Raw genomic sequence first — 22999 nt, forward strand, 5'->3', positions numbered from 1 at the left:
ATCGGAAGGGCTCACTCGTCCTCGTCGTCGGCGCCGGGCCGCTCGGCCCACGGGGTCTCCTTGGCCGGGCGGACCACGATGAGTTTGTCGCCGGCCGCGAGGACCGAGACGCTGGAGTCGTAGTACCGGTGCACCCGGCCGTCCCGCACGACCGAGACAACCCGGTCCGGCAGCGCGGACGGCGGCTTGCCGACCTCGCGGCCGAGCACCGGTCGTTCGGCCACCTCGAGACCCTCGCCGTACGTGAGCAGGTCCTCCATCACCTCACCGAGGTTCGGGCTGACCGCGGACAGGCCGAGCAGCCGGCCGACCGCCTCGGACGACGTGACCACCGCGTCGGCGCCGCTCTGCCGCAGCAGCGGGACGTTGTCCTCCTCGCGCACCGCGACCACGATGTGCGCGTCCGGGTTGAGCTGCCGGATCGCCAGCGTGACCAGCACCGCGGCGTCGTCGCGGTCCGTGGTGACGATCACCTCGCGGGCGGTCATCACCTCGGCCCGGCGCAGCACCGTCCGGCTCGTCGCGTCACCGTGGAACGCGGCCATCTGGTCGTTGCCCGCGTCACCGATCGCCTGCGCGCGCGGGTCGATCACCACGATGTTCTCGCGCTTCACCCCGTTGCTGATCAGCGTCTGGACGGCGGATCGGCCCTTGGTGCCGTAGCCGACGACGACGGTGTGGTCCTTCATGCGCTTCCTCCATCGGGTGTCGCGCATGATGCGCCGACCCTCGGTTGCCAGGACTTCCAGTGTCGTGCCGACCAGGACCACCAGGAAGGAGATCCGCAGCGGGGTGACGATGAAGGCGTTGACCAACCGCGCCGTCGGGGTCACCGGCGTGATGTCGCCGTACCCGGTGGTGGTGAGGGTTACGGTCGCGTAGTAGATCGCGTCGATGAAGTCGACGCTGCCATCGTAGCTGTCCTTGTACCCGTCACGGTCGACCACCACGATGAGCACCATCACGGTCAGCAGCCCCAGCGCCACCAGAAAGCGGAGGAACAGCTGAAAGAGCGGCGAGCGCGTGCTCGCGGGCAGATTGACCAGCAGACCGTGGGGGTTGCGACCGATGGGAAGGGGTGGCACGAGTCCGACGATATTGCACCGGCGGCCGATCCACCGCATGCGACAGGCTCTGGTCGGACAGTGCGACAGTCACCATCAGACTGTCGCCGTCCTGCACGACCCGGGACCGCATCCGCAGCCGCTCGAGGGTGCGCAGCATCGCGTGGTTCTCCGGCTGCACCATGCAGACCACCCGGTCGGCGCCCAGCTCCCGCGCCTCGACGACGAGCCGGCGCAGCAACTGCTGCCCCAGGCCTTGCCCTTGCCACCCGTCTTCCACGAGTACGGCGACCTCCATCGTCGTACTGCCGAGCTCCTCCCACGGAGCAGCGGTCGCCATCCCGACGACGGCGTCGCCGAGCACGGCCACGATCGAGATCCCACCGGCCGGCGCGGACAGGTGCCGCGCGGTCCGGGTGGTCAGCTTCGGCATCGGCACGTGGTAGCGCCGGGTGCGGCTCTCGTAGGAGCACCGCTCGTGCATGGCCACGACCGCCTCGGCGTCCTCGACACTCGCCTTCCGCAACTCCGGGACACCGCTCCCCGGCCGCGGGCCGTCCATCACGGTCCCGTCGAACCGCTCGGCCAGCCGGCCGGCGATCTCCACGAGGACGTCGGCCCGCGCCCACTCGGCCGGGGTGTACTCGTCGAACCCCTGCAGGTTGCCCAGTTCCTCGTCGACCGACACCGGGTCGTCGATCAGCCGCAGTACGGCGCGCAGGTAGCGAGTCGGCCCGTCACTGAGTACGTCGGCCTGGCACGGACGGACCGTCGTACGGGCACAGCCCGCCTCGGCGACCAGGGCGGTCAGGTCTTCCGCGGTCCAGCCGACGCCGGCCGAGACCACGAGCTCGTCGACGGCGCCGGTCTCGGCGGTGAACACTTCCAGGCTCAGGATGTTGATGTCGTCCGCACCACACCGTGCAGCGAGTTCGGCCAGCGCACCGGGCCGGTCGGCGAGTTCGGTCCTGATCTTCCAGAGCATGCGGACGCCCTCCCTCGTGGAAACGTCCTTCCACTCTCGGTCAGGCCTGTTGCCCGGCCGGGTCCGGAATGTTACGCCCGCGTCAACCTTCAGCGCCGGCGCATCTTCGGCATCCGCGGCCCGATCCTGGGCTTGCGGGCCGCCAGCACCACCGCAGGCTCCCGCTTGTCCAGGTCGGCGTGCCGGAGCAGCTCCGGGTAGGTGTTCGCCGGCACCGGCGGGTACGTCGTCACGATCGCGTCGCCGCTGAACACGAAGAAGATCGCCTGCCCGTCCCGGATGACCTTCAGCAAGGACCCGTCGCGGACGGTGAGCGCGTGCTCGATCGCCTTCTTCCGCGCGGCCCGCTTCGCCATCGCGGCCTGCAGCGCCTGCTGAGCGGGCTCGCGGCCGTGCCGGATCGCCTCGACCGCGAGCGGCCCGTACCGCACGCCGTACTTGACCAGATTCTTGGCCAACCGCGCTCGTTTGTCCCCAGGTACACCTGCCATGTCTCCGAGCGTACTGACCGCGGCGTCCAGGCGAGCCAGGTGGCCTCTGACCTGCGGTTATAGTGCAACGTTCGCCAATGATTCCGTGGTCAACGACAACCACCACGAGTACCGCGGAGTGCCATATCCGTTGCGCACGGCATCGAAATTGGTCCCGCAAGCCATCCGGCTTTCGACCCTTCCCGCGGCCGCAACTCCCGAACCAGCCGCTCAGGCGTCGGCCTCGGCGTCGTCGTCGACCGAGAGGCTGTGCCAGATGTCGAACGCCACAGATGCGGCGCCGTTCGCGTCTCCCGCCTCGATGAGGTTGATCAGCTGCTCGTGCCGATCGACGGATGCTCGGCCGTCGACACCGAAGCGCATCCGCTCCGCGCGACGGATCAAGGGGTCGAAGCGCTCGATGACCGCTTCGAGTGCCTGATTGCCCAGCGCGGCGACCGGAATCCTGTGCAGTTCCTCGTCCGCCTCCAGAGCGGCCTTGACGTCGCCTGATGCCACCGCCCCAGCGAACCGGCGGTTCGCGTCCCGCATCCGGTCCACGTCCTGTTCACTGAGCCGGCCCGTCACTTCTCGCACGGCCAACTCATGCATCGCGGCGACGACATCTCTTGCGTCCCGCACCACCTGAATGTCGATGGCGCTGACCGTCGTGGAACGACCCGGCAGCGCCACCACCAATCCACTCGCCCCGAGGCGCAGCAACGCTTCGCGCACCGGGGTCCGGCTGACCCCCAGCCAGGCGGCGAGGTCGCCGTCCTTGAGTTGCTCCCCCGGCCTGAACGTTCCATCGACGATGGCGTCGCGGAGGCGTCGGTAAACATCGTCGCGCAGGAGAGTGCGGTCGACGGCAGGGGTGTTCAGAGGGATCGGCATTGCAACATATTGCACACACATCCCTGCATCTCGTAAACCCCAAGCGCGGCTTGTGAGGATGTGCAGCATGCGATATATTGCATATCAGAGCCGCGACCGCCGAGCTCGTCACCGATCCGCTCGGGCACTCCCGGCGGGAAGAGGGAGGACCAGACCATGAGCACCGACCAGGAGATCAAGAACGTCGTGCTGGTGCACGGCGCGTTCGCTGATGGCTCGGGATGGCGTGGCGTGTACGACAATCTGACGGCGCGCGGCTACAAAGTGACGATCGTGCAGAACCCGCTCACCTCACTGGAGGACGATGTCGCGGCGACCACACGGGTTCTGAACCGGCAGGACGGCCCCACGATCCTGGTGGGCCACTCCTGGGGCGGCACCGTCATCACCGAGGTCGGTGTCCACCCGAACGTGGCCGGTCTGGTCTACGTCTCCGCACTGGCACCCGACGCCGGCGAGACCACGGGCCAGCAGTACGAGGGATTCGCGGCGACGCCGGACTTCGTCATCGATGTCGTCGACGACGGATACGGGTTCCTCAACCACGACAAGTTCAAGGCCGGGTTCGCCCACGACGCCACCGACGCGGACGCCGCCTTCCTGCGTGACACGCAGATCCCGATCAACATGTCGGTCTTCGACACGCCGCTGAAGAACGCCGCCTGGCGTGACAAGCCCAGCTGGGCCGTCATCGCCACGGAGGACAAGTCGTTCGACCAGGCCATGCTGCAGCACATGGCGACGCGGAGCGGCGCGAAGATCACCAACGTGTCCGCCAGCCATGCTTTGTTCATCACGCAGGCCGGCGTCGTCTCCGACACGATCGACGAGGCCGCGAAGAGCGCTTCGCACGCCGGTCGGTGAACCGCTGATCCACGTTCGACCCAGGGGCCGGCCCACGCCAATCGCGCGCGCCGGCCCCAGCTCTTCGGAGGTTCACATGTCGATCACGCCTTTCCAGGTCACGCTCTGGATCGAACTCCTGGCCGCCGGACTCGGCGGCCTTCAAGGGGCGCTCTTCGCCGCGGGCGTCAGGTCGCGCCGCATCGACGTGCTTGGCGTCGTCGTGATCGGACTCGCCGTCGCTCTCGGGGGAAGCCTGCTCCGCGACATCGTGCTCAATCAGCCGCCGGTCGTGGTCTGGAGCAACTGGTACCTGATCGTGGCCGGCGCCTCGGCGATCCTCGGCATGGTGTTGCAACCCCTGTTGTCACGAGCGGAATGGCTGATCACCGTGCTCGACGCCGTCGTGATGGGGCTGTTCGGGGCAATCGGGGCCTCGAAGGCGCTGTCCCTCGGCGTAGGCGTGGCCGGGGCACTGGTGGTCGGCGTCATCGGAGCCATCGGCGGCGGGATGCTGCGCGACGTCATGCTGAGCCTGCCGTTCTCCTTCCTGCACGTGGGCACCCTCTACGCCGTCGCCGCGGGTGCCGGCACCGCAGCGCTGGTCCTGCTCGCCGAACTCGGCACGCCCATCCTGATCGCGGGAGTCGTCTGCGTGGTGGTCACCACGCTCATGCGCCTGGCCGCCGTCCGCTTCAACTGGACCTTTCCGGAGCAGTTCGTGGTGCGCCCTCGGCGTCCACAGGCGACTCCAAGGGCCGAGGGCGGACGCCTCGGAGCGGGCTCGGAGGAGGGCCACTAATCGAGCACTAGCCCTGAGAGTTGCCTCGCCGACGGAACAGCGACGGAACCGGGCCCATCAGGCTCCTAGCGATTTCGCCGACACCGGGCCAGCCGCGCTTGTCCCAGGTACACCTGCCATGGCTCCGAGCGTACTGACCGCCAGGGCCTGACTCGGCCGGGTCAACGTGCGACGGGTGATGGTGTCAGGCACCATTGAGCGTGTGACCAGCCCCAATCCGCGTCGTCCGATCATGCCCGGCAACAAGCTGTTCGAGTCGTTGCCCGGCGCTGCCGACCCGGCTGCCGTCACCGAGGTGGCGCACCGGACCGCCGAGCTGCTGGTTCGCGGCGTCCGGTCGTCGGAGGACACCGAGGTGCACGCGCGGGTGGTGAAGCTGGCCGACGACTACGGCCTCGACGAGCTGGCCGAGCTGTGGTCGGACGCACCGGCCGACTCGCTGCCGGGAGCGCTCTGGCGGCTGTACCTGCTGCGGTCCTGGGTGCACTCCAACGCGGAAGAGGTATCGCGCGAGTTCACCGCCGGCCGCAAGTACGCCGAGGTGCACGCAGTGGTCGCGGGGGTCGCCGAACCGCCCGGTCCGGCCGAGGTTCGCGACATGGTCGACGCCGTGCTGCGCGGGGTCGCGACCGGGGACTTCGCCACCACCCTGGACCGGGCGGCGGCGTTCGCGCGGATCGTCGCGACCGGCCGCGCGCACCTCGCGGACGACGGGCACGACCAGGTGCTGTCGGCGTCGAAGCTGGTCGAGATGGCCGACCAGCTGCAGACCGCGGCGCGCACCGAACGCGCCGGGCAACTCTGGTAGTTGCAGAGATCGACTTCGGGTGCTATGGCGTCTTGAGGCCCGAGATCCCAACAGGACAAGGGCTTTCGGCACCCGTTACACTGTTCGAGGTGTCGGGCCGGTGCAAGCCCCGGGTCCCAAATTAAGCCGCTACGAGCGGCCACGCGCCGTGAGGCGCTTCCCGGTCCGGCGCCACCAAACGTTTCGCACCGCAGAACGCCCCGGCCGCGTGGCCGGGGCGTTTCTGCTGTTTAGCGAACTCGGTAGAAACGGGTCAGCGTCTGGGTCACCGAGATGCCGTTGGCGTCGGTCAGCGCGACCTTGAGGGTGACGAAGTCGGTGGCCTTGGTGTTGTCGGCCAGCGCGACGGCCTTGGAGCCCAGGTTGACGACCGGGATCTGGGTCCAGGTGGCGCCGTCGTCGGTGGACGTCCAGGCCTGGGCCTTGGTGAAGCGCCCCGGCTGGTACCAGTGGCCGGACTCGGCGCTGATGGTGATCGGGAACACCTTCAGCCGGGGTGCGCGGTCGTTCAGGTCGACTGGCAGGTCGTAGTCCGGGAACAGCAGCGGAAGGGACTTGCCCGCGTCCGCCGCGGAGCTCTTGAACCTCCACCGGGTCTCGGCCGTCGTCGGCGACTCCCACTTGTAGTCACCGCGCTGCCACCGGATCAGGTCGTACACCAGCTCGAGGTTCGACGCCGCGGCCGGCACGTCCCAGTACCCCTGCCCGTAGAACCCGTACTCCCCCAGCGACACCCCGTCCGCGAGCAGCTCGGTGCCGCCGAGGTCCAGGAACCCCTGCCGGGAGAAGTGCCCCGGCTCGGTGTCGGCCCAGCTGGCGAAGTTGCTCCAGACGGAGTTGCCCTCCCGGGCCGCCGGCGCATACTTCAGACCAGTGGTCTGATCGGTCACCAGCCCCGGCCGCAGCCCGGCCTTGAACCAGCTCTCGGTGTGCCGGCTGCCGGCCTGGTACGACGCCGCCGTCGACGTCATCAGGGTCGCGAACGGCCAGCTCATCGAGTCCGCGTGCCCGACCATCTGCGACACCTTCGTGTCCCGGTCGGCCGTGACCAGGTGCTGCACCCGGGCCGGCGCCGCGACCGATCCGCGGGTCCCGGTCGGGATCAGCTGGATGCTCCACGGCCGCCACACGTCGACGTACTCGGAGTAGGTGTAGTCCTTCCCCGGTGTGTGGTACGTCGCGTCGATCGTGGCCAGCTCGCGATCGCGCACCCGGTGCTCGGGCTTGCCCTTCACCTGCTGCTCGTGCGCGAACGCCAGGCTGTAGAGGTACGGCGACTCGGCGCCCGCCGGTGATCCGAGCTGCCAGCCCTCGACCACCTCGAACGTGCCCCGGCGAGCCTCCGGCGTGGTGCCGAGGTAGACCGACTTGACCTGGGTGCCGTAGCTGCGGCTCGACGCGAGGATCCAGTTGTCGACGACCCGGCCGTAGGTCAGGCTGCCGCCCTTGCGTTCGGCCGGCCGCTGGGTCGTCACCTTGGCCTCGGCGGCCGTCCGGGCGTCGTACGTGATCGTGGTGCTCGCGGTCAGCGTGACCTCGGGGTTGCCGAGGAACGAGTACGATTCGACCATCCCGTCGGCGTTCGCGGTCGCGATGATCGCGGCCAGCGAGTACGTGCCGGCCCGCAGGTGCAGGGTGCGGTCCGCGCCCTCGAACCCGATCCGCTGCGCGGCGATGCTGTCCAGGTCGAACACGTCCAGCGCGGTGATCGACGAGGCCGGCTGCCCGTTGCGGTCGATCAGCTTGAACGTGACGTCGACGAACTGCGGCTCGAGGTAGAAGCCGAGTGGCGTCACGACGGTCCGGCCGTCGTTGCCAGTAGCAACCACCCGGGCGCTGACCGCGCCGTACAGCCCGTAGTCCAGCGAGGCGGACGGGTCGATCGTCACCGGGAGCTCGGCGGTGCCGCCGGCGGGGACGGTCAGCGAACTGGCGCCGAAGCTGATCAAGGACTCCGGCAGCGCCTTCCCGTTGTTGCCGCGGGCATCAACAGCGAAGGTGAGGGTCACCGGCGAGTCCCCGGCGTTCACGTAGGTCAGCGGCTTGGTGAGCTTATCTGCCGGCGTGTGCGGCCAGGCGAAGGTGCCCAGGTCGACGGTGCCCGGACCGGTCACCTTCTGCGTGACGGCCTGAGCGACGTCCAGCTCTCCCGCGCCCTGCTCGTAGATCCCGACCTTGCTCGCCGAGCGCACCGAGTTCTGCAGGGCTGCCTTCAGCTGCTGACCGGTCCAGTCCGGGTGCTTCTGCTTCAGAATCGCCGCTGCACCGGCCACGTGCGGCGTCGCCATCGACGTGCCGCTCATGTCGGTGTACGCCGAGTCGCCGCGTCCACCCGCTCGGGCCGCGGTGATGTCCACACCCGGAGCCGCGATGTCGGGCTTGACCGCATGGTTGCTCATCACCGGCCCACGGCTGGAGAAGTCGGCGGTGGTCTGGGTGAGATCGGTGGCCGCGACGGTCAGGGCCGACGCCGCGCAGCCGGGGCTGCTGATCGTCTCGGCCGGGCCGTAGAGGTTGCCCGCCGCAACGACGAACAAGACGCCGGACTCGGCGCTGATCCGGTCGACGGCGGCCGCCATCGGGTCGGTGCAGTCGACGGGTTCGGAGGTTCCGATGCTCATGCTGATCACGTCGGCGCCCTCGGCGACGGCCCACTCCATGCCGGCGATGATCCAGGAGAGCTCCCCGCTGCCGTAGTCGTTCAACACCTTGCCCGACAGCAGTTGCGCACCTGGTGCGACACCTTTGTTCTTGCCGTTCGAGGCCACGCCGCGACCGGCGACCGTGGACGACGTGTGCGTGCCGTGGCCGTCGCGGTCGCCGACCTCCGGGCTGTCGGTGAAGTTCTGCTGGGCCTTGACCGCGCCGGCCAGGTCCGGGTGCTCCGCGTCGACGCCGGAGTCCAGTACGGCGACCGTCGTACCGCTGCCGTCGTACCCGGCCTGCCATGCCTGCGGGGCGCCGACGTACGGGACGCTCTGGTCGAGGGTCTTGCGCACCTTCGCGTCGAGCCACAGCTTCTGGACGTCGCGGCCGGTGGACAGGGTCTGCCAGGTCTCGTGGGCCCGCGCCTTGTCGGTCCGCAGGGCGGCCGCACCGACGGACGCCAGCGTCCGGGTCCGGGTGGATCCGGCGGGGACGGCCTGCTGGGCGGCGCGGGCGGTGGGCTTGTAGGTGGCGATGACCGGGATCTCGCTGGTCGACGCGTCGTCGTACCCCTGCCGGATCAGGCCGCTGACGTTGAACAGCGCCTGGTCCACCTTGCCGTTGTTGACGAGCCTGGCCGCGCTGTCGGGGACGACGTACAGGTCCTTGCCGACCGTGCGGGTCTCGTAGCCGACCCGGGCGGGGTCGGCGGGCACGAAGCGGACGCTGCTGCGGCCGGTGCCGGCCGGCGTCACCTGGACCTTGTCGCCGGTCAGGAGGGTGACGACCTTCTCGGTGTCGACCTGCACCGGCAGCGTCGGCCGGGGTTCGGCGGCCGGCGCGGGCGGGCCGGCGGAAGCGGGTCCAGAGGCGGATAGAGAGGCGACGGCGAGCAGGGCCGTGATCCCTGCGCCGGCGAAGGTTTTGCGCACCAGTGAGCGGAAAAACATGCGGATGACCACCTTCGTGACGTTGTCGCGGGTCAGTCCATCGCAAAACCGCCAGCCAGAGAGGGGCCCGGCCTGGCAAGATTGCGACAATTCACGAACCCGCCAGAGTCCGCCCGCCACACAACCGTCTGCTGGGAGGCATCGTGCTCGACGTGCTCGGACTGGATGACTCCGAAGAACTCGCCTACCGCGCCCTCGTCGAGGTGCCGTCGTACGACGCCGCCGGCCTGGCCGGCCGCCTCGGCTGCCACCCGGTCGAGGCCGCCCGCGCACTGGTCGCGCTCGAGACACTCGGCCTGGCCGCTCGGTCCAGCAGCGGCACGGACCGGTACGTCGCCTCGCCGCCGTCGGTCGCCCTCGCTGCGTTGGCCGTGCAGCGTGAGGAAGAGCTGCGACGGGCGCAGCGCGAGATCGAGTCGCTGGCCGAGGTCTACCGCGGCACCGACACCGAGCGGTCGGTCAGCGATGTGGTGGACGTCGTCCGGGGTGCCAAGGCGGTCGGACAGCGGTTCGCCCAGCTGCAGATGTCCGCGCGCGAGGAGGTCCTTGGATTCGTGAAGGCGGAGATCGCTGTCGTCCCGCCGGAGGAGAACATGGAAGAGGACGCGGCGGTCAACCGTGGTGTTCGCTACCGGGTGCTGATCGAGCGCAGCGCCTTCGACCGGCCCGGGTTCTTCGCCGCCGCCTCCGACTCGCTGCAGGCGGGTGAAGAGGTCCGCGTGGTCCAGGAGCTACCGATGCGGTTGCTGATCGTCGACCGGCGGATCGCACTGGTGCCGTTGCTGTCCGGCGCTGGTGGCAGCATCGGTGCGCTGATCGTGCACAGCAGCGGCATGCTCGACGCACTGCTCGCGCTGTTCGACCGGGTGTGGCGTGACGGCCTGCCGCTCGTGCTGGGCACCGACGGCATGGTGGAGGGCCCATCTGACGGTCTGCCCGAGATGGATGCCCGCATCCTCGGCCTGCTGCTGGCGGGGCTCACCGACCAGGCGGTGGCGAACCAGCTCAACCTCTCGATGCGCACGGTTCAGCGACGAGTCCGGGCCCTGATGGACATGGTCTCCGCGGATACCCGGCTCCAGCTGGGCTTCCACGCCGCCCGCCGGGGCTGGATCTGATCGTCCGACGCGGGCACACTCGAATGGGGTGACCGTTGAGGCTGGGGGCCGCTGATCCGCCGGGGAGGGGCGCGATGGTCGGCTTGGAGGGGACCACGGACGTCGTGGAGACGCAGGGGGTCGTAGAGGCGCAGGGTGTCGTCCGCGTGTACGGCGAGGGGGAAACCGCCGTCCGCGCGTTGCACGGTGTGGACGTGTCGATCGAGCCGGGGCAACTGACGGCCGTGATGGGGCCGTCGGGGTCGGGCAAGTCGACGCTGATGCACATCCTGGCCGGGCTGGACCGGCCGACGTCGGGCTCGGTCCGGATCGACGGCACCGAGATCACGACGCTCGGCGACGACGCGCTGACCAAGCTGCGCCGCAAGCACATCGGGTTCATCTTCCAGTTCTTCAACCTGCTGCCGATGCTGTCCGCCCGGGACAACGTGCTGCTGCCGCTGACGATCGCCGGCGAGAAGCCCGAGCCGCAGTTCTTCGCCGACCTGATCCAGCGGGTCGGGCTCGCCGACCGGCTGCACCACCGCCCGGCCGAGCTGTCCGGCGGCCAGCAGCAGCGGGTCGCGATCGCGCGGGCACTGGTGTCGCGGCCGACGGTCGTGTTCGCCGACGAGCCGACCGGCAACCTGGACTCCCGGACCAGTGGCGAGATCCTCGAGCTGATGCGCGGCTCGGTCGAGGAGTACGGCCAGACCACGGTGATGGTGACGCACGACGCCCGCGCGGCCGCGATGGCCGACCGGGTGCTCTACCTGGCCGACGGCGAGATCGTGAAGGAGACCGGCCAGACCAGCCAGCACGACATCCTGCAGATGATCGACACGCTGGACCTGCAGTGATCCGGTTCGCGTTGCAAGGGCTGCTGGCCCGAAAGCTGCGGACGGCGCTGACCGCGATCGGCGTCGTTCTCGGGGTGTCGCTGATCTCCGGCACGTACGTGCTGACCGACTCGATCACCGGCGCGTTCGACTCGATCTTCTCGGAGAACTACAAGAACACCGACGCCGCGATCACCGGGAAGACGGCGTTCGACCCGGCCGAGGACGGGACGGTGACCGCGCCGCCGTTCGACGCGGGCCTGCTGGACGAGGTCCGCGGGCTGCCCGAGGTCGGCGCGGCCGGCGGCGCCGTCTCCGGCGAGGCGCAACTGATCGGCAAGGACGGCAAGGCGGTCTCGACCGGCGGCGCGCCGAGTATCGGCTTCAGCGTCGATCCGGCGCTGCCGCAGTTCAACACGCTCACCCTCGTGTCCGGCGACTGGCCCGCGGTGAACGAGGTGGTGATCGACACCGAGACCGCCAAGGAGCAGGGCTTCGCGGCCGGCGACACGGTCGGCGTGCAGGCCCGTGGCGCGGCGGAACGGATGCGGGTCACCGGGCTGGTCGAGTTCGGCTCGGTCTCGTCGATCGGCGGAGCGACGCTGGCCGGGTTCGAGCTCGGCACCGCGCAACGGCTGTTCGACAAGTCCGGCAAGCTGGACCAGATCCTGATCGCGGCCGAGCCGGGCACGAGCGACCAGCAGCTGATCGACGCGGTCCAGCCGATCCTGCCCGACGCGACGCAGGTCCGGACCGCCGAGGACCAGGCGGCGGAGGACGCGGCCGGCACGGCGAGCTTCCTGACCTTCCTGGAGACGTTCCTGCTGGTGTTCGGCGGGATCGCGCTGTTCGTCGGCTCGTTCGTGATCGCCAACTCGCTGTCGATCACGATCGCCCAGCGGACCCGCGAGTTCGCCACCCTGCGGACGCTCGGCGCGTCCCGCCGGCAGATCCTCGGCACGGTCGTGCTCGAGGCCTTGCTGACCGGGTTCGTCGCGGCGGTGATCGGGATGTTCCTCGGGCTGGCGATCGCGGCCGGGCTGTTCAAGCTGTTCGACTCGGTCGGCCTCACGATGCCGAACAACGGGCTGGTGTTCCAGACCCGCACGATCGTGGTCTCCCTGGTGGTCGGTGTGCTGGTGACCGTGCTCGCGAGTCTCCGGCCGGCCTGGCGGGCGACCCGGGTTCCGCCGATCGCCGCGGTCCGGGAAGGGGCGACGCTCGCGCCCGGTCCGCTGCACCGCTTCCGCCCGGTCGGCGCCGCACTGCTCGCCGCGGCGGGTATCGGGATGGTGCTGGTCGGATTGTTCGCAGACGGATTGTCGACAACCGCCCTGCTGTCGTGTCTCGGCGCGGGCGTCCTGCTGCTGTTCATCGGGATCGCGCTGTTCTCCGCGCGCCTCGTGCGGCCGCTCGCTGCGGTGTCGGATCCGATCGCGCGCTGGGCCGTCGTCGTACTCACGGCGCTGATCTGGCCGTTCGTCCTGCTGCCGTTGTGGGCGGTACGGCGGCTGTTCGGCCGGCCGGCCGAGTTCCCGCGGGTCCTCCCCGACCGGCCCGCGGTCGCGATCGGCGGGCAGAACAGCCGGCGCGACCCGCACCGTACGGCGTCGACCGCGGCGGCGTTGATGATCGGGCTGGCCCTGGTCACGCTGGTCGCCACCCTCGGCGCGGGCATCATCAAGCCGTTCGAGCAGGCCGTCGACGGGATCTTCAGCGCCGACTACGCGATCACCGCGCAGAACAACTTCAGCCCGTTGCCGCCGACAGTCGCCGCCGCGGTGGCCGACGTACCGGCCGTCGAGGAGCTGACCAGCGTTCGTGGTGGGCAGGCGCAGGCGTTCGGCAAGACGATCGTGATCACGGCCGTCGATGCGCAGGCGCCGCAGCTGCTCACTTTCGACTGGCGGGACGGCTCGCAGTCGTCGCTCGGTGAGCTCGGGACGGACGGCGCGATCGTCGACGCCGAGTACGCCGACGAGCACGGGCTCGCGCTGGGGTCGCAGTTCCCGATGGTGATGCCGACCGGAGCGACCCTGCAGCTGCAGGTCCGCGGGATCTTCCGGCCGCCGGCCGGCGGGTCGCCATTCGGGAACGTGACGATCTCGACCGCGACGTTCGACTCGGCCAGCACGCAGCCGCTGAACGTCTACACGTTCGTCAACCTGCGCGGCGGCGTGACGGCGGAGAACTCGGCTGCGCTGGAGAACGCCTTGCGGCCGTTCCCGAACGCGAAGGCGATGACGCGCGACGAGTTCAAGTCGGCACAGACCGACAGCGTCAAGAGCCTGCTGAACGTGCTCTACGTCCTGCTCGCGCTGTCGGTCCTGGTCAGCCTGTTCGGGATCGTCAACACGCTGGTGCTGACCGTCTTCGAGCGGACCCGCGAGCTCGGCATGCTGCGCGCGATCGGCCTGACCAGAGGTCAGGTGAAGCGGATGATCCGCCAGGAGAGTGTGATCACCGCGCTGATCGGCGCGGTGATCGGGATCATCCTCGGCCTCGTGCTCGCGTCGCTGCTGGCCGCCCGGCTGGACGAGATCACGTTCACCGTCCCGACCGGGCAGCTGGTGATCTTCGCCGTCGTCGCCGTGGTGGTCGGCATCTTCGCCGCGATCTGGCCGGCCCGCCGGGCGGCCCGGCTGAACCCGCTGGAGGCCCTGCAGTACGAGTAGCGCTGCGGCCCCGCGGTGTCGTGCGACGGGTCGTATCCGCTCCGTAGTCACTCCGCGACACGCGGAGGTCACCAGTCGGCCGCTTCTGGGTTACCTTCACGAAGGCACAGGTCTCCCTGTGGCAGCCAGCCTCAGGGGCGTCCGCCCACACCCCTCTGGAAGGAAACCCCTCATGCGCCGCCTTACCCGCGCGCTGCTTCCGCTTGCCCTCGTTGCCGGACTGCTGCCGGCCGCTCCGGCTGCCGCGTCTCGTGGCGACTTCGACATCCAGGCCCACCGCGGCGGCCTGGGGCTCACGGTGGAAAGCACGATCGCGTCCTTCTCGCACGGCCTCGAGCTGGGCGTCAGCACGCTCGAGCTGGACGTCCAGATCACCGAGGACGGCCACGCCGTCGTCACCCACGACCGCAGGATCTCCGGCACGAAGTGCAAGGACACCGCGCCCTACACCCCGGGCGACCCGGAGTATCCGTACGTCGGGAAGTTCATCAAGACCCTCACCCTGAAGCAGGTCAAGCAGCTCGACTGTGGTTCGCAGACGCTGCCGAACTACCCCGGCCAGCAGCCGGACCCGGGCGCCCAGATGCCGGAGCTGCGCGACATCTTCGCGCTGGTGCACCGGTTCCACGCGTACGGCGTCAAGCTCAACATCGAGACCAAGGTCGAAGCCGGCGCGCCGTCCGAGACCGCGCCGCGCGAGCAGTTCGTGCAGGTCGTCGCGCAGGAGGTCCGGACCGCCCGGATCGCCCGCCAGGTGACGATCCAGAGCTTCGACTGGGGCGCGCTGATGCGGATGCGCCAGGTCGCGCCCGAGCTGCCGCTGGTCGCTCTGACGAACTACGACTTCCTGCAGGTCGGCCAGCCCGGCAAGTCGCCGTGGCTGGGCGGTATCGACATCGACGACTTCGGCGGTGACCTGGTCAAGGCGACCAAGTCGTTCGGCGCGGCCGCGATCTCGCCGGTGCACGGCTTCCCGCAGGACGGCAAGATCACCGACCCGACGTACCGGCCGTACGTCACCGAGGAGATGGTGAAGTCCGCGCACGACGCGGGCCTGAAGGTCGTGCCGTGGACGGTCGACGACCCGGCGACCATGCAGTCCCTGATCGACAAGGGTGTCGACGGCATCATCACCGACTACCCCGACCGGCTGCGTGACGTCGTACGCGCCGAGGGCTTCCGGCTCCCCCGCTCGTACGACGCTCCCGCCGTCCGCGCACTGCCGTCGGCGCACGCGCACAACGACTACGAGCACCGGCGGCCGCTGCAGGACGCGCTGGACCGCGGGTTCAACAGCGTCGAGGCCGACGTGTGGCTGGTCGACGGTGAGCTGCGGGTCGCGCACGACCTGGAGGACGCCGTACCCGGGCGGAACCTGGAGAGCCTCTACCTCAAGCCGCTGGCGGACCGGGTCCGGGAGAACCATGGGCAGGTGTACAAGCACGGGCGGGACTTCCAGCTGCTGATCGACATCAAGAGCGACGGGCCGTCGACGTACGCCGCGATCGACCAGGAGCTGAAGAAGTACCGCGGCATCAGCACGGTGTTCATCAACGGTCGCGTGGTCAGGGGCGCAGTCACGGCGGTGATCAGCGGCAACCGTCCGCTCGACGTGCTGAAGGCGCAGAAGGTCCGGTACGCCGGGTACGACGGCCGGCTCGCCGACCTGCAGTCCGGGATGCCGGCATCACTGATGCCGCTGGTGAGCGACAACTGGACCAACCACTTCACCTGGACCGGCATCGGCCCGATGCCGACCGCCGAGAAGACCAAGCTGCACGACATCGTCGTCCAGGCTCACCACGCCGGCTACCGGGTGCGGTTCTGGGCGACGCCCGACATCCGCGGCGCGGCCCGCGAGGCCCTGTGGAGCGAGCTGGAGGCGGCAGGCGTCGACCACATCAACACCGACGACCTGCACGGACTCGAAGCGTTCCTGCGCAACTAGGGTTTGACTTCCGTGAGGGCGATGAGGTTGGCGCCCTCACGGAAGGCCCTGCGTTGGCGGACGGCTCCGTTGCCGGTGCTTAGTACCCGCTGGATGCTGTCCTCAACCATGTCCGCCGCATTGAGCTCCTGCAGCGCCGGCTCCACATGCTGCTGCAACCGCTTCAGGAGGTCGACCATCGGCAGTGACTCCGCCGTACGGACATCGAGGCCGTTGGCTGTCAGTCCGTCCCGTGCGGCGAGCCAGTAGGCGGCTCGCAGTACCTCGGGCTCCAGCGACGGGCCCTGGGAACCGTCCTCGAGGGCCGTCATCACCAAGGCGCGGACCAGGGTCGCCAGGAGCACTGTCTCGTCCACGGTGAGCGGAATGTCGCTGACCCGCACCTCGATCGTCGGCAGGTGTGACGACGGCCGGATGTCCCAGTAGACCATCTGCTCGTCGATCAGCGTGCCCGCCGCCAGGTGCATCGCGACCAGTGCGTCGTAGTGCTCGATCGACTCGAAGTACGGCGGTGGTCCGGCACACGGCCACCGGGTCGTCATCAGCCATCGCCAGCTCGCGAAGCGGGTGTCCTGCTCCAGGTAGATCGGTGAGTTCGCAGTGAGCGCCAACAGCACCGGCAGCCACGGCCGCACATGGTTGCTCGCCCGGATCGCCGCCTCCCTGCTCGGTACGTCGACATGCACATGACAGCCGCAGACACCCTGCTCCCGGGCCAGCAGCCCCCACTTGGCAGCCAGCTCCTGGTAGCGCGGCTTCAGGGTGATCGCCTGCGCAGCTCGCCCATGCGGCGGTACCGCGATCGCCAGCAGCCGCGCGCCTTCCTGAGCAGCAGCCTGGGCGAGCTTCGACCGCATCTCGGTGAGGTGGCCGCGCAGCTCGTCGGCGGTCTCACAGACCGGGGAATTGATCTCGACCATGGCTCTGGTCAGCTCGAGGGCGATGTCGAGCTCCTGCACGTCCGCCACGACCGCCTTGCTGCGCGGGAGGGGTTCACCGGTGGCGGAGACCAGCAGGAGCTCTTCTTCGACTCCTATCGAGGGAGGCTTCACCCACATCCGGTACCCGCTGACAAACCGCTGGCGGCTAGGCTCTGCGGCGTGAGTCTGCCGACTGTCATCGCAACCCGTTACGTGCTGCCGCTGCGTGAGGGCGGCTCGCTTCCGGGTGTTGTCGAGGGCAACGATCTTGGCACCTATGTGCTGAAGTTCCACGGCGCCGGCCAGGGCCCGAAGGCGCTGGTCGCCGAGGTCATCGTCGGCGAGCTGTTCCGTCGGCTGGGGCTGCGGGTGCCGGAGCTCAAACTGATGCAGCTCGACCCGGCGATCGGCAAGTCCGAGCCCGACTTCGAGATCCAGGAGCTGTTGCTGCGCAGCGCCGGGCTGAACCTGGCCGTCGACTTCCTGCCCGGTTCCTTCGGGTACGACGGCTCGGCCGGCAACCCCGGTGCCGCGGGCATGGCCCGGATCCTGTGGCTGGACGCGTTCGTCGCCAACGTCGACCGGTCCTGGCGCAACACGAATCTGCTGGTCTGGCACAAGAACCTCTGGCTGATCGACCACGGCGCGGCGTTGTACTTCCACCACTCCTGGATGCCCGCGGAGAAGTTCGCCGCGCTCCCGTACGACGCCGCGGACCACGTGTTCTCGATCGCGGCGCCCGACGTACCGGCGCTCGACGCCGAGCTCGCGGCGGCGATCACGCCCGAGCTGCTGACCGAGGTGATCGGGCTGGTGCCGGACGAGTGGATCGACGACGGGGACCGGGAGCGATACCTCGGCCATCTGCTCGCCCGGCTGGACAATCGCGCCGCCTGGCTGCCGGGAGGTGACCGGTGACTGCTGACCTCGTTCCGTTCGACTACGTGATCCTGCGAGCGGCGCCGCGGATCCACCGCGGTGAGTTCATCAACGTCGGCGCCGTGCTGTACTGCCGGGCCCTGGACTTCCTCGGCGCGGCCTGGGACGTCGAGCCGTCCCGTCTGAAGGCCCTCGACCCGGCGGTCGACGTCGACGTGGTCTGCGCGTCGCTGGACCACATCCGGGCGATCTGCGCGGGCGATCCGGACGGCGGACCGGCCGCGGCGACGACGATCGGCGAGCGGTTCCGGTGGCTGGCGGCACCCCGCAGTACCGTCGTCCATCCCGGACCGATCCACAGCGGGCTGACCAACGATCCCGCCGCGGACCTGGACCGGTTGCTCGACTCCTTCGTGCGCTAGCCGAGCGCCTTCGAGACGACCTCGCGGGCCTGAACAAAGACCTGCTCCAGGTGCTCGGCGCCCTTGAAGGACTCGCCGTAGATCTTGTACAGGTCCTCGGTGCCGGACGGGCGCGCGGCGAACCACGCCGACTCGGTGGTGACCTTCAGCCCACCGATCGCGGCGCCGTTGCCCGGCGCGCTGGTCAGCCGGTCCACGATCGGCTCACCGGCCAGCTCGGTCGCCGTGACCGCGTCCGCGGACAGCGCCGACAGCTTGGCCTTCTGGTCCCGCGTGGCCGGTGCGTCCACCCGCGAGTACGCCGACGCGCCGAAGCGCTCGACCAGCTTCGCGTGCGCCTGTGACGGCGTCTCACCGGTGACCGCGGTGATCTCACTCGCCAGCAACGCGAGCAGGATGCCGTCCTTGTCGGTGGTCCACACCGTCCCGTCGAAGCGCAGGAAGCTGGCGCCGGCCGACTCCTCGCCGCCGAAGCCGACCGAGCCGTCGACCAGTCCCGGCACGAACCACTTGAAGCCGACCGGCACCTCCCACAGCCGCCGGCCCAGGTCCGCGACCACGCGGTCGATCAGCGACGACGACACCAGGGTCTTGCCGACCGCGACCTCCGGACCCCACTGCCGGTTGGCGAACAGGTACGAGATCGCGACGGCGAGGTAGTGGTTCGGGTTCATCAGCCCGGCGTCCGGGGTGACGATGCCGTGCCGGTCCGCGTCCGCGTCGTTGCCGGTGGCCACGTCGTACCGGTCCCGCTGCGCGACCAGCGAGGCCATCGCGTACGGCGAGGAGCAGTCCATCCGGATCTTGCCGTCGTGGTCCAGCGTCATGAACGACCAGGCCGGGTCGATCTGCGGGTTCACCACGGTCAGGTCGAGGTCGTGCCGCTCGGCGATCGCGGCCCAGTAGTCGACGCTGGCGCCACCGAGCGGGTCGGCGCCGATCTTCACCCCGGCCGCGCGGATCGCGTCCAGGTTCAGCACCGACGGCAGGTCGTCGACGTAGTGGCCGACGAAGTCGTACTCCCCAGCCGCCGACCGCGCCTGCTCGAACGGCTTGCGCCGTACCTCCCGGTTGCCGCCGGCGATCAGCTCGTTCGCCCGGGCCGCGATCCAGCCGGTCGCGTCGGAGTCGGCCGGGCCGCCGTGCGGCGGGTTGTACTTGATGCCGCCGTCCCGCGGCGGGTTGTGCGACGGTGTGATCACGATGCCGTCCGCACCGGCCCCGGCGCCGCGGTTCAGCCGCAGGATCGCGTGCGACACCCCAGGAGTCGGCGTGAGCCGGTCGGCGCTGTCCACCAGGGTCTGTACGTCGTTGCCCGCCAGCACCTCGAGCACCGTCCGCCAGGCCGGCTCCGACAGGCCGTGGCTGTCCCGGCCGACCAGCAGCGGTCCGGACGTGCCCTCGCCGGCGCGGTACTCACAGATCGCCTGGGTGATGGCCAGGATGTGCGCCTCGTTGAACGCGGCGTCCAGGCTCGAGCCGCGGTGTCCCGACGTACCGAAGACGACCTTCTGGGCGGGGTTGTCCACGTCCGGGGTGAGGTCGTCGTACGCCTTCAGCAGCGCGTCGACGTCGACGAGGTCCTCGGGCTGAGCGGGCTGGCCTGCGCGTGGGTGCATGGTGCCATGCAACAAGCCCCGGCCCGCGAGCACAACTCCGGCTCAGCTTGTGAACGGCGTCAGCAGCTGGTCGACCGGCGCGTAGTCGTCGGTCAGGACCGGCGCGTCGCCGACGAAACCGGCCAGGTCGGGCTTCAGCTCCATGGTCGGACCGATCCGGGACGCGATCGCCTGCTCGTCGATCGGCCGGTCGGAGGCGACCAGCACGAAGTTGCCGCCCTCGTCGTTCCTCCTGGCGATCACGCTGACGTGCGCGAACTCGTCCTGCAGGGTCCGGATCTCGGCTTTGGCGAACGCGGCCTCGCCGAAGTCGATCGCGTTCACCAGGTACAGGCCGTCCGGGCGCAGGACCCGGCGGATGTCCGCGACCACCTCGCGCGTGGTCAGGTGCCACGGCACGGACACCCCGCTGAACGCGTCCATGATGATCAGGTCGTCGCTGTCCGTCGGCTCGGCGCGGATCCCGAGCCGGCCGTCGCGGACCGTGACGTCCAGCTCCGGCCCGGTCCGGACGCCGAGCTCCTTCTTGTCCAGCTCGACCACGGCGCCGTCGATCTCGTACACCTTGTTGTGGGTGCCCGGGCGGGTGGCGGTCAGGTACCGCGGCATGGTGAGGCCACCGCCGCCGATGTGCAGCGCGTCCAGCCGGCGGTCGTCCGGCCAGGTGCTGTTGATCGCGGCGGCGAAGTTCTTGATGTAGTCGAACTCCAGGTGCGTCGGGTCGTCCAGGTCGACGTACGAGTGCCGGAGCTGGTCCAGATACAGCGTGCGCCCGCCCTCGCGGTTGGGGTCGGCGACCACGCGGGCGCAGTGGTACGCCGTTTCCACCTCACACGGCCGTGGCGCGACCAGGGTGAGCGTGGCACCGATCAGCGCGAGGGCTACCGGCTTCACAGCCGTCCGGGCACCGCGCAGTACGACGGTCAATACCGCACCGGCCACCACAAGCAGGCCGCCGAGCGTGAGCACGATCGTGCTGATCGGGATCTTGGACACGAACACGAACCCGGTCAGCACCGTGCCCGCGATGCCACCGACAGTCGCGTACGCCGACAGGCGGCCGACGACCGTACCCGTCTGGGCCAGCGTCGCCAGCCGCAGCTTGGTCACCATCGGCGTCACGGCGGACAGCAGCGCGGCCGGTGCGAATAGGGCCACTGCGAGCACCAAGAACACCAGATCGGTGCCGGCGCTCAGCGACTCACCGGTCCAGCGCACGACGGGCAGGATCAGCATCACCAGAGCGCCGCCGATCAGCACCAGCGGTCCCAGCGTCTTCCGCGGCGACACCGTGTCCGCGTAGCGCCCACCGAGCGCGGCGCCGGTCGCGATCGCGGCCAGCGCGACCCCGATGACGGCTGTGTTCGTCTCCAGCGTCAGCCCGATGTACGGCGCGACCAGCCGCAACGAGACCAGTTCCAGCACCATCACGGCCGCCGAACTGCCGAACGCCAACGCGATCGCCAGCCGCGACCCCACGTCACCCATGCTCACCGCGTCACCCTATCTGTCGATCCGAAGCGGGCCCGTTCGTCAGTCCTGTGAAGGAGGTAGTCATGGATCCTGCGACCAGCGCCGCCCTGTACGCCGGGACCCGGGAACGGGTCACTCACGCGGTGCGTTCCCTGAACCCGGCCGACCTGGACCGCTACGTCCCGGCCTGCCCGGCGTGGACTGTGCGTGACGTGGTCTCGCACCTGGCCGGCGTGGCGACGGACTTCGCCACGGGCAACCTCGACGGGGCGCCGGAACCACCGTGGACGGCCGTCCAGGTCGAAGCCCGCCGCCGGTTGCCGATCGACGCCGTACTCGAGGAATGGGCGGTCAGCGGACCGGCGCTCGAGGAGGTGATCCTGGCGGGCACGAGCGAGCACCCGTTGGTGTGCAACCCGTGGGCGGACGCGGGGACGCACGAGGCGGACCTGCACGGTGTCCTGGGGTTCGGGCGCCCGCCGCGGGACCTCTGGCTGGCGACGCTCGACTGGGCGCTGTCCGAATCGGATCCGTCGGACCATGCCTTCGGGACCCTGTCGATGGAGACACCCGACGCCCGGTACGAACTCGGCCGCGGCAGGCCCGTCGCGGCGGTGCGCACGTCGACGTACGAGCTCTTCCGGGGTGTTTTCGGGCGCCGCAGCGCTGAGCAGATCCGGTCATGGACGTGGTCGACGCCCGAGTACGCCGACGCGTGGAGCCGACAGCTCCCCCGACTGCCGCAGGCCGCCCGGCCGTTATCGGATTGACCCTGACGTAACGTCAGGCTCGACGATCGCAGGCATGAACTCGTACACCAGCCCTGTTCCGATCCCGGCTCTCGACGCGACCGCACCCGAGGTCTATCGGGAGATCTACGGCATGCCGATGTTCGTCACCATCCCGACCGCCGACCTTGCGATGTCGAAGGATTTCTGGATCCGCGGGTTGGGGTTCATCGACTTGTTCTCGGCGCCCGGCGGGCAGGTGACCCATCTGCGCCGGTGGGCGTTCCAGGACGTTCTCCTGGTGCCCGGGGTGGCGGCTGCCGAGGCCGCGGCTCAGAGCATCAGTTTCGCTTGTGTCCTGGGCCAGCTCGACGAGATCGCCGCTCGGTGCTCGGAGTTGGTCCCTGGGTGCACTGACGGTCCTGAGCTTAAGCGGTGGAACTCGGTCGAGCTGACCGTGACCACGCCGGAGAACGCGGTCGGCCTGGCCCGGCCGAGCGTACGCACCCTGGCCGGCTACCGGGTCTGCTCGGGTGACGACATCGCCCGGATCCACCAGGTGCTCGTGTACCGGGAGCTCGGGCTGCCGCTCGCCGAGATCGGTCGGCTGCTGGACGACCCGGCCGCCGATGCGCGCGAGCACCTGCGTCGGCAGCGCGCTCAGCTCACTGGCGGCCGGAGTGGGTGCAAGAGGCCGAGGACCGCTGGGGCGTCTCCAAGCAGTGGGCCCAGTACGTCGAGGGGACCAGCACACTCGCTCCGGACGACTGGCGCGCGGTGGCTGCGTCCACGGAGGCGTTGCACGCAGAGCTGGCGGCGGCTGTGCCGGCGGGCGTCGTACCGGGTTCAGCCGAGGCCAACGCCGGCGTCGGCCACCTGGAGCTAGATGTACTCGGCCGGGAGGTTGGTGACGGTGGGGTTGGTGGGTTGACGTGGG

General features: G+C 69.7%; 19 protein-coding genes and 1 pseudogene. 12 read left to right on the forward strand and 8 right to left on the reverse strand.

The window, feature by feature from the left end; translation table 11 throughout:
- Positions 1 to 11: 11 nt before the first annotated feature.
- From ACWCOV_RS29240 to ACWCOV_RS29255, 4 genes are all read right to left on the reverse strand, one after another.
- The gene (locus tag ACWCOV_RS29240) at positions 12 to 962 is read right to left on the reverse strand and encodes a potassium channel family protein (RefSeq protein ID WP_449832534.1); all 951 of its coding nucleotides are present in this window, start codon (positions 960 to 962) and stop codon (positions 12 to 14) included.
- Positions 934 to 2049 (reverse strand): GNAT family N-acetyltransferase, encoded by a 1116-nt coding sequence (locus ACWCOV_RS29245; protein ID WP_449832535.1) that lies wholly within the window; start codon positions 2047 to 2049, stop codon positions 934 to 936. The genes ACWCOV_RS29240 and ACWCOV_RS29245 overlap by 29 nt, the downstream gene beginning before the upstream one ends.
- Positions 2050 to 2138: 89 nt before the next feature.
- The gene (locus ACWCOV_RS29250; protein ID WP_449832536.1) at positions 2139 to 2540 is read right to left on the reverse strand and encodes a hypothetical protein; all 402 of its coding nucleotides are present in this window, start codon (positions 2538 to 2540) and stop codon (positions 2139 to 2141) included.
- Positions 2541 to 2750: 210 nt separating this feature from the next.
- Positions 2751 to 3482, reverse strand: coding sequence for a GntR family transcriptional regulator (locus ACWCOV_RS29255; protein WP_449832537.1), 732 nt, complete (start codon positions 3480 to 3482; stop codon positions 2751 to 2753).
- A gap of 87 nt (positions 3483 to 3569) precedes the next feature.
- On the opposite strand from ACWCOV_RS29255, the gene ACWCOV_RS29260 reads away from it, so the two are divergent.
- From ACWCOV_RS29260 to ACWCOV_RS29270, 3 genes are all read left to right on the forward strand, one after another.
- On the forward strand, positions 3570 to 4277 hold the full coding sequence (locus tag ACWCOV_RS29260; RefSeq protein WP_449832538.1) for an alpha/beta hydrolase: 708 nt from the start codon (positions 3570 to 3572) through the stop codon (positions 4275 to 4277).
- A 76-nt stretch (positions 4278 to 4353) separates the two neighbouring features.
- Positions 4354 to 5058 carry a trimeric intracellular cation channel family protein gene (locus ACWCOV_RS29265; protein ID WP_449832539.1) on the forward strand — a complete coding sequence of 235 codons (705 nt, stop codon included), beginning with the start codon at positions 4354 to 4356 and terminating at the stop codon, positions 5056 to 5058.
- 202 nt (positions 5059 to 5260) lie between these two features.
- Complete coding sequence (locus tag ACWCOV_RS29270) at positions 5261 to 5866, forward strand: hypothetical protein (protein ID WP_449832540.1); 606 nt, start codon at positions 5261 to 5263, stop codon at positions 5864 to 5866.
- A 230-nt stretch (positions 5867 to 6096) separates the two neighbouring features.
- Here the strand turns inward: ACWCOV_RS29270 and ACWCOV_RS29275 are convergent, their stop codons facing one another.
- Positions 6097 to 9462 (reverse strand): S8 family peptidase, encoded by a 3366-nt coding sequence (locus ACWCOV_RS29275; protein ID WP_449832541.1) that lies wholly within the window; start codon positions 9460 to 9462, stop codon positions 6097 to 6099.
- Positions 9463 to 9605: 143 nt separating this feature from the next.
- Between ACWCOV_RS29275 and ACWCOV_RS29280 the strand changes: the two genes are divergently transcribed.
- The 4 genes from ACWCOV_RS29280 to ACWCOV_RS29295 all read left to right on the forward strand — a co-directional run bounded on the left by ACWCOV_RS29280 (position 9606) and on the right by ACWCOV_RS29295 (position 16021).
- Complete coding sequence (locus ACWCOV_RS29280) at positions 9606 to 10580, forward strand: hypothetical protein (RefSeq protein WP_449832542.1); 975 nt, start codon at positions 9606 to 9608, stop codon at positions 10578 to 10580.
- Between the two features lie 74 nt (positions 10581 to 10654).
- Positions 10655 to 11419, forward strand: coding sequence for an ABC transporter ATP-binding protein (locus ACWCOV_RS29285; RefSeq protein ID WP_449832543.1), 765 nt, complete (start codon positions 10655 to 10657; stop codon positions 11417 to 11419).
- Positions 11416 to 14073 (forward strand): ABC transporter permease, encoded by a 2658-nt coding sequence (locus ACWCOV_RS29290; protein ID WP_449832544.1) that lies wholly within the window; start codon positions 11416 to 11418, stop codon positions 14071 to 14073. Before ACWCOV_RS29285 ends, ACWCOV_RS29290 begins: the two co-directional genes overlap by 4 nt.
- Before the next feature lie 172 nt (positions 14074 to 14245).
- Complete coding sequence (locus ACWCOV_RS29295) at positions 14246 to 16021, forward strand: glycerophosphodiester phosphodiesterase family protein (RefSeq protein ID WP_449832545.1); 1776 nt, start codon at positions 14246 to 14248, stop codon at positions 16019 to 16021.
- Here the strand turns inward: ACWCOV_RS29295 and ACWCOV_RS29300 are convergent.
- Entirely contained in the window at positions 16018 to 17073 is a 1056-nt protein-coding gene (locus tag ACWCOV_RS29300; RefSeq protein ID WP_449832546.1) for a carboxylate-amine ligase, read from the reverse strand. The two genes, ACWCOV_RS29295 and ACWCOV_RS29300, sit on opposite strands and share 4 nt — an antisense overlap.
- 48 nt (positions 17074 to 17121) lie before the next feature.
- On the opposite strand from ACWCOV_RS29300, the gene ACWCOV_RS29305 reads away from it, so the two are divergent.
- Complete coding sequence (locus ACWCOV_RS29305; protein WP_449832547.1) at positions 17122 to 17859, forward strand: HipA family kinase; 738 nt, start codon at positions 17122 to 17124, stop codon at positions 17857 to 17859.
- Positions 17856 to 18242, forward strand: a complete 387-nt coding sequence (locus ACWCOV_RS29310; protein WP_449832548.1) for a DUF3037 domain-containing protein — start codon at positions 17856 to 17858, stop codon at positions 18240 to 18242. Before ACWCOV_RS29305 ends, ACWCOV_RS29310 begins: the two co-directional genes overlap by 4 nt.
- Here the strand turns inward: ACWCOV_RS29310 and pgm are convergent.
- The gene (gene pgm / locus ACWCOV_RS29315; protein ID WP_449832549.1) at positions 18239 to 19861 is read right to left on the reverse strand and encodes a phosphoglucomutase (alpha-D-glucose-1,6-bisphosphate-dependent); all 1623 of its coding nucleotides are present in this window, start codon (positions 19859 to 19861) and stop codon (positions 18239 to 18241) included. The two genes, ACWCOV_RS29310 and pgm, sit on opposite strands and share 4 nt — an antisense overlap.
- 42 nt (positions 19862 to 19903) lie before the next feature.
- A complete protein-coding gene (locus ACWCOV_RS29320) occupies positions 19904 to 21349 on the reverse strand; it encodes a fused MFS/spermidine synthase (RefSeq protein ID WP_449832552.1) in 1446 nt (481 codons plus the stop codon).
- Positions 21350 to 21417: 68 nt separating this feature from the next.
- Between ACWCOV_RS29320 and ACWCOV_RS29325 the strand changes: the two genes are divergently transcribed.
- The 3 genes and pseudogenes from ACWCOV_RS29325 to ACWCOV_RS29335 all read left to right on the forward strand — a co-directional run.
- Positions 21418 to 22104, forward strand: a complete 687-nt coding sequence (locus ACWCOV_RS29325) for a maleylpyruvate isomerase N-terminal domain-containing protein (RefSeq protein WP_449832550.1) — start codon at positions 21418 to 21420, stop codon at positions 22102 to 22104.
- Positions 22105 to 22255: 151 nt separating this feature from the next.
- Positions 22256 to 22672, forward strand: a pseudogene (locus ACWCOV_RS29330) (hypothetical protein); the annotation flags it as partial.
- A 74-nt stretch (positions 22673 to 22746) separates the two neighbouring features.
- Positions 22747 to 22999 (forward strand): TipAS antibiotic-recognition domain-containing protein (locus ACWCOV_RS29335; protein WP_449832551.1); only part of this gene is annotated, 253 nt, incomplete at its 3' end.

It is taken from the genome of Kribbella sp. NPDC002412 (genome assembly GCF_053592935.1).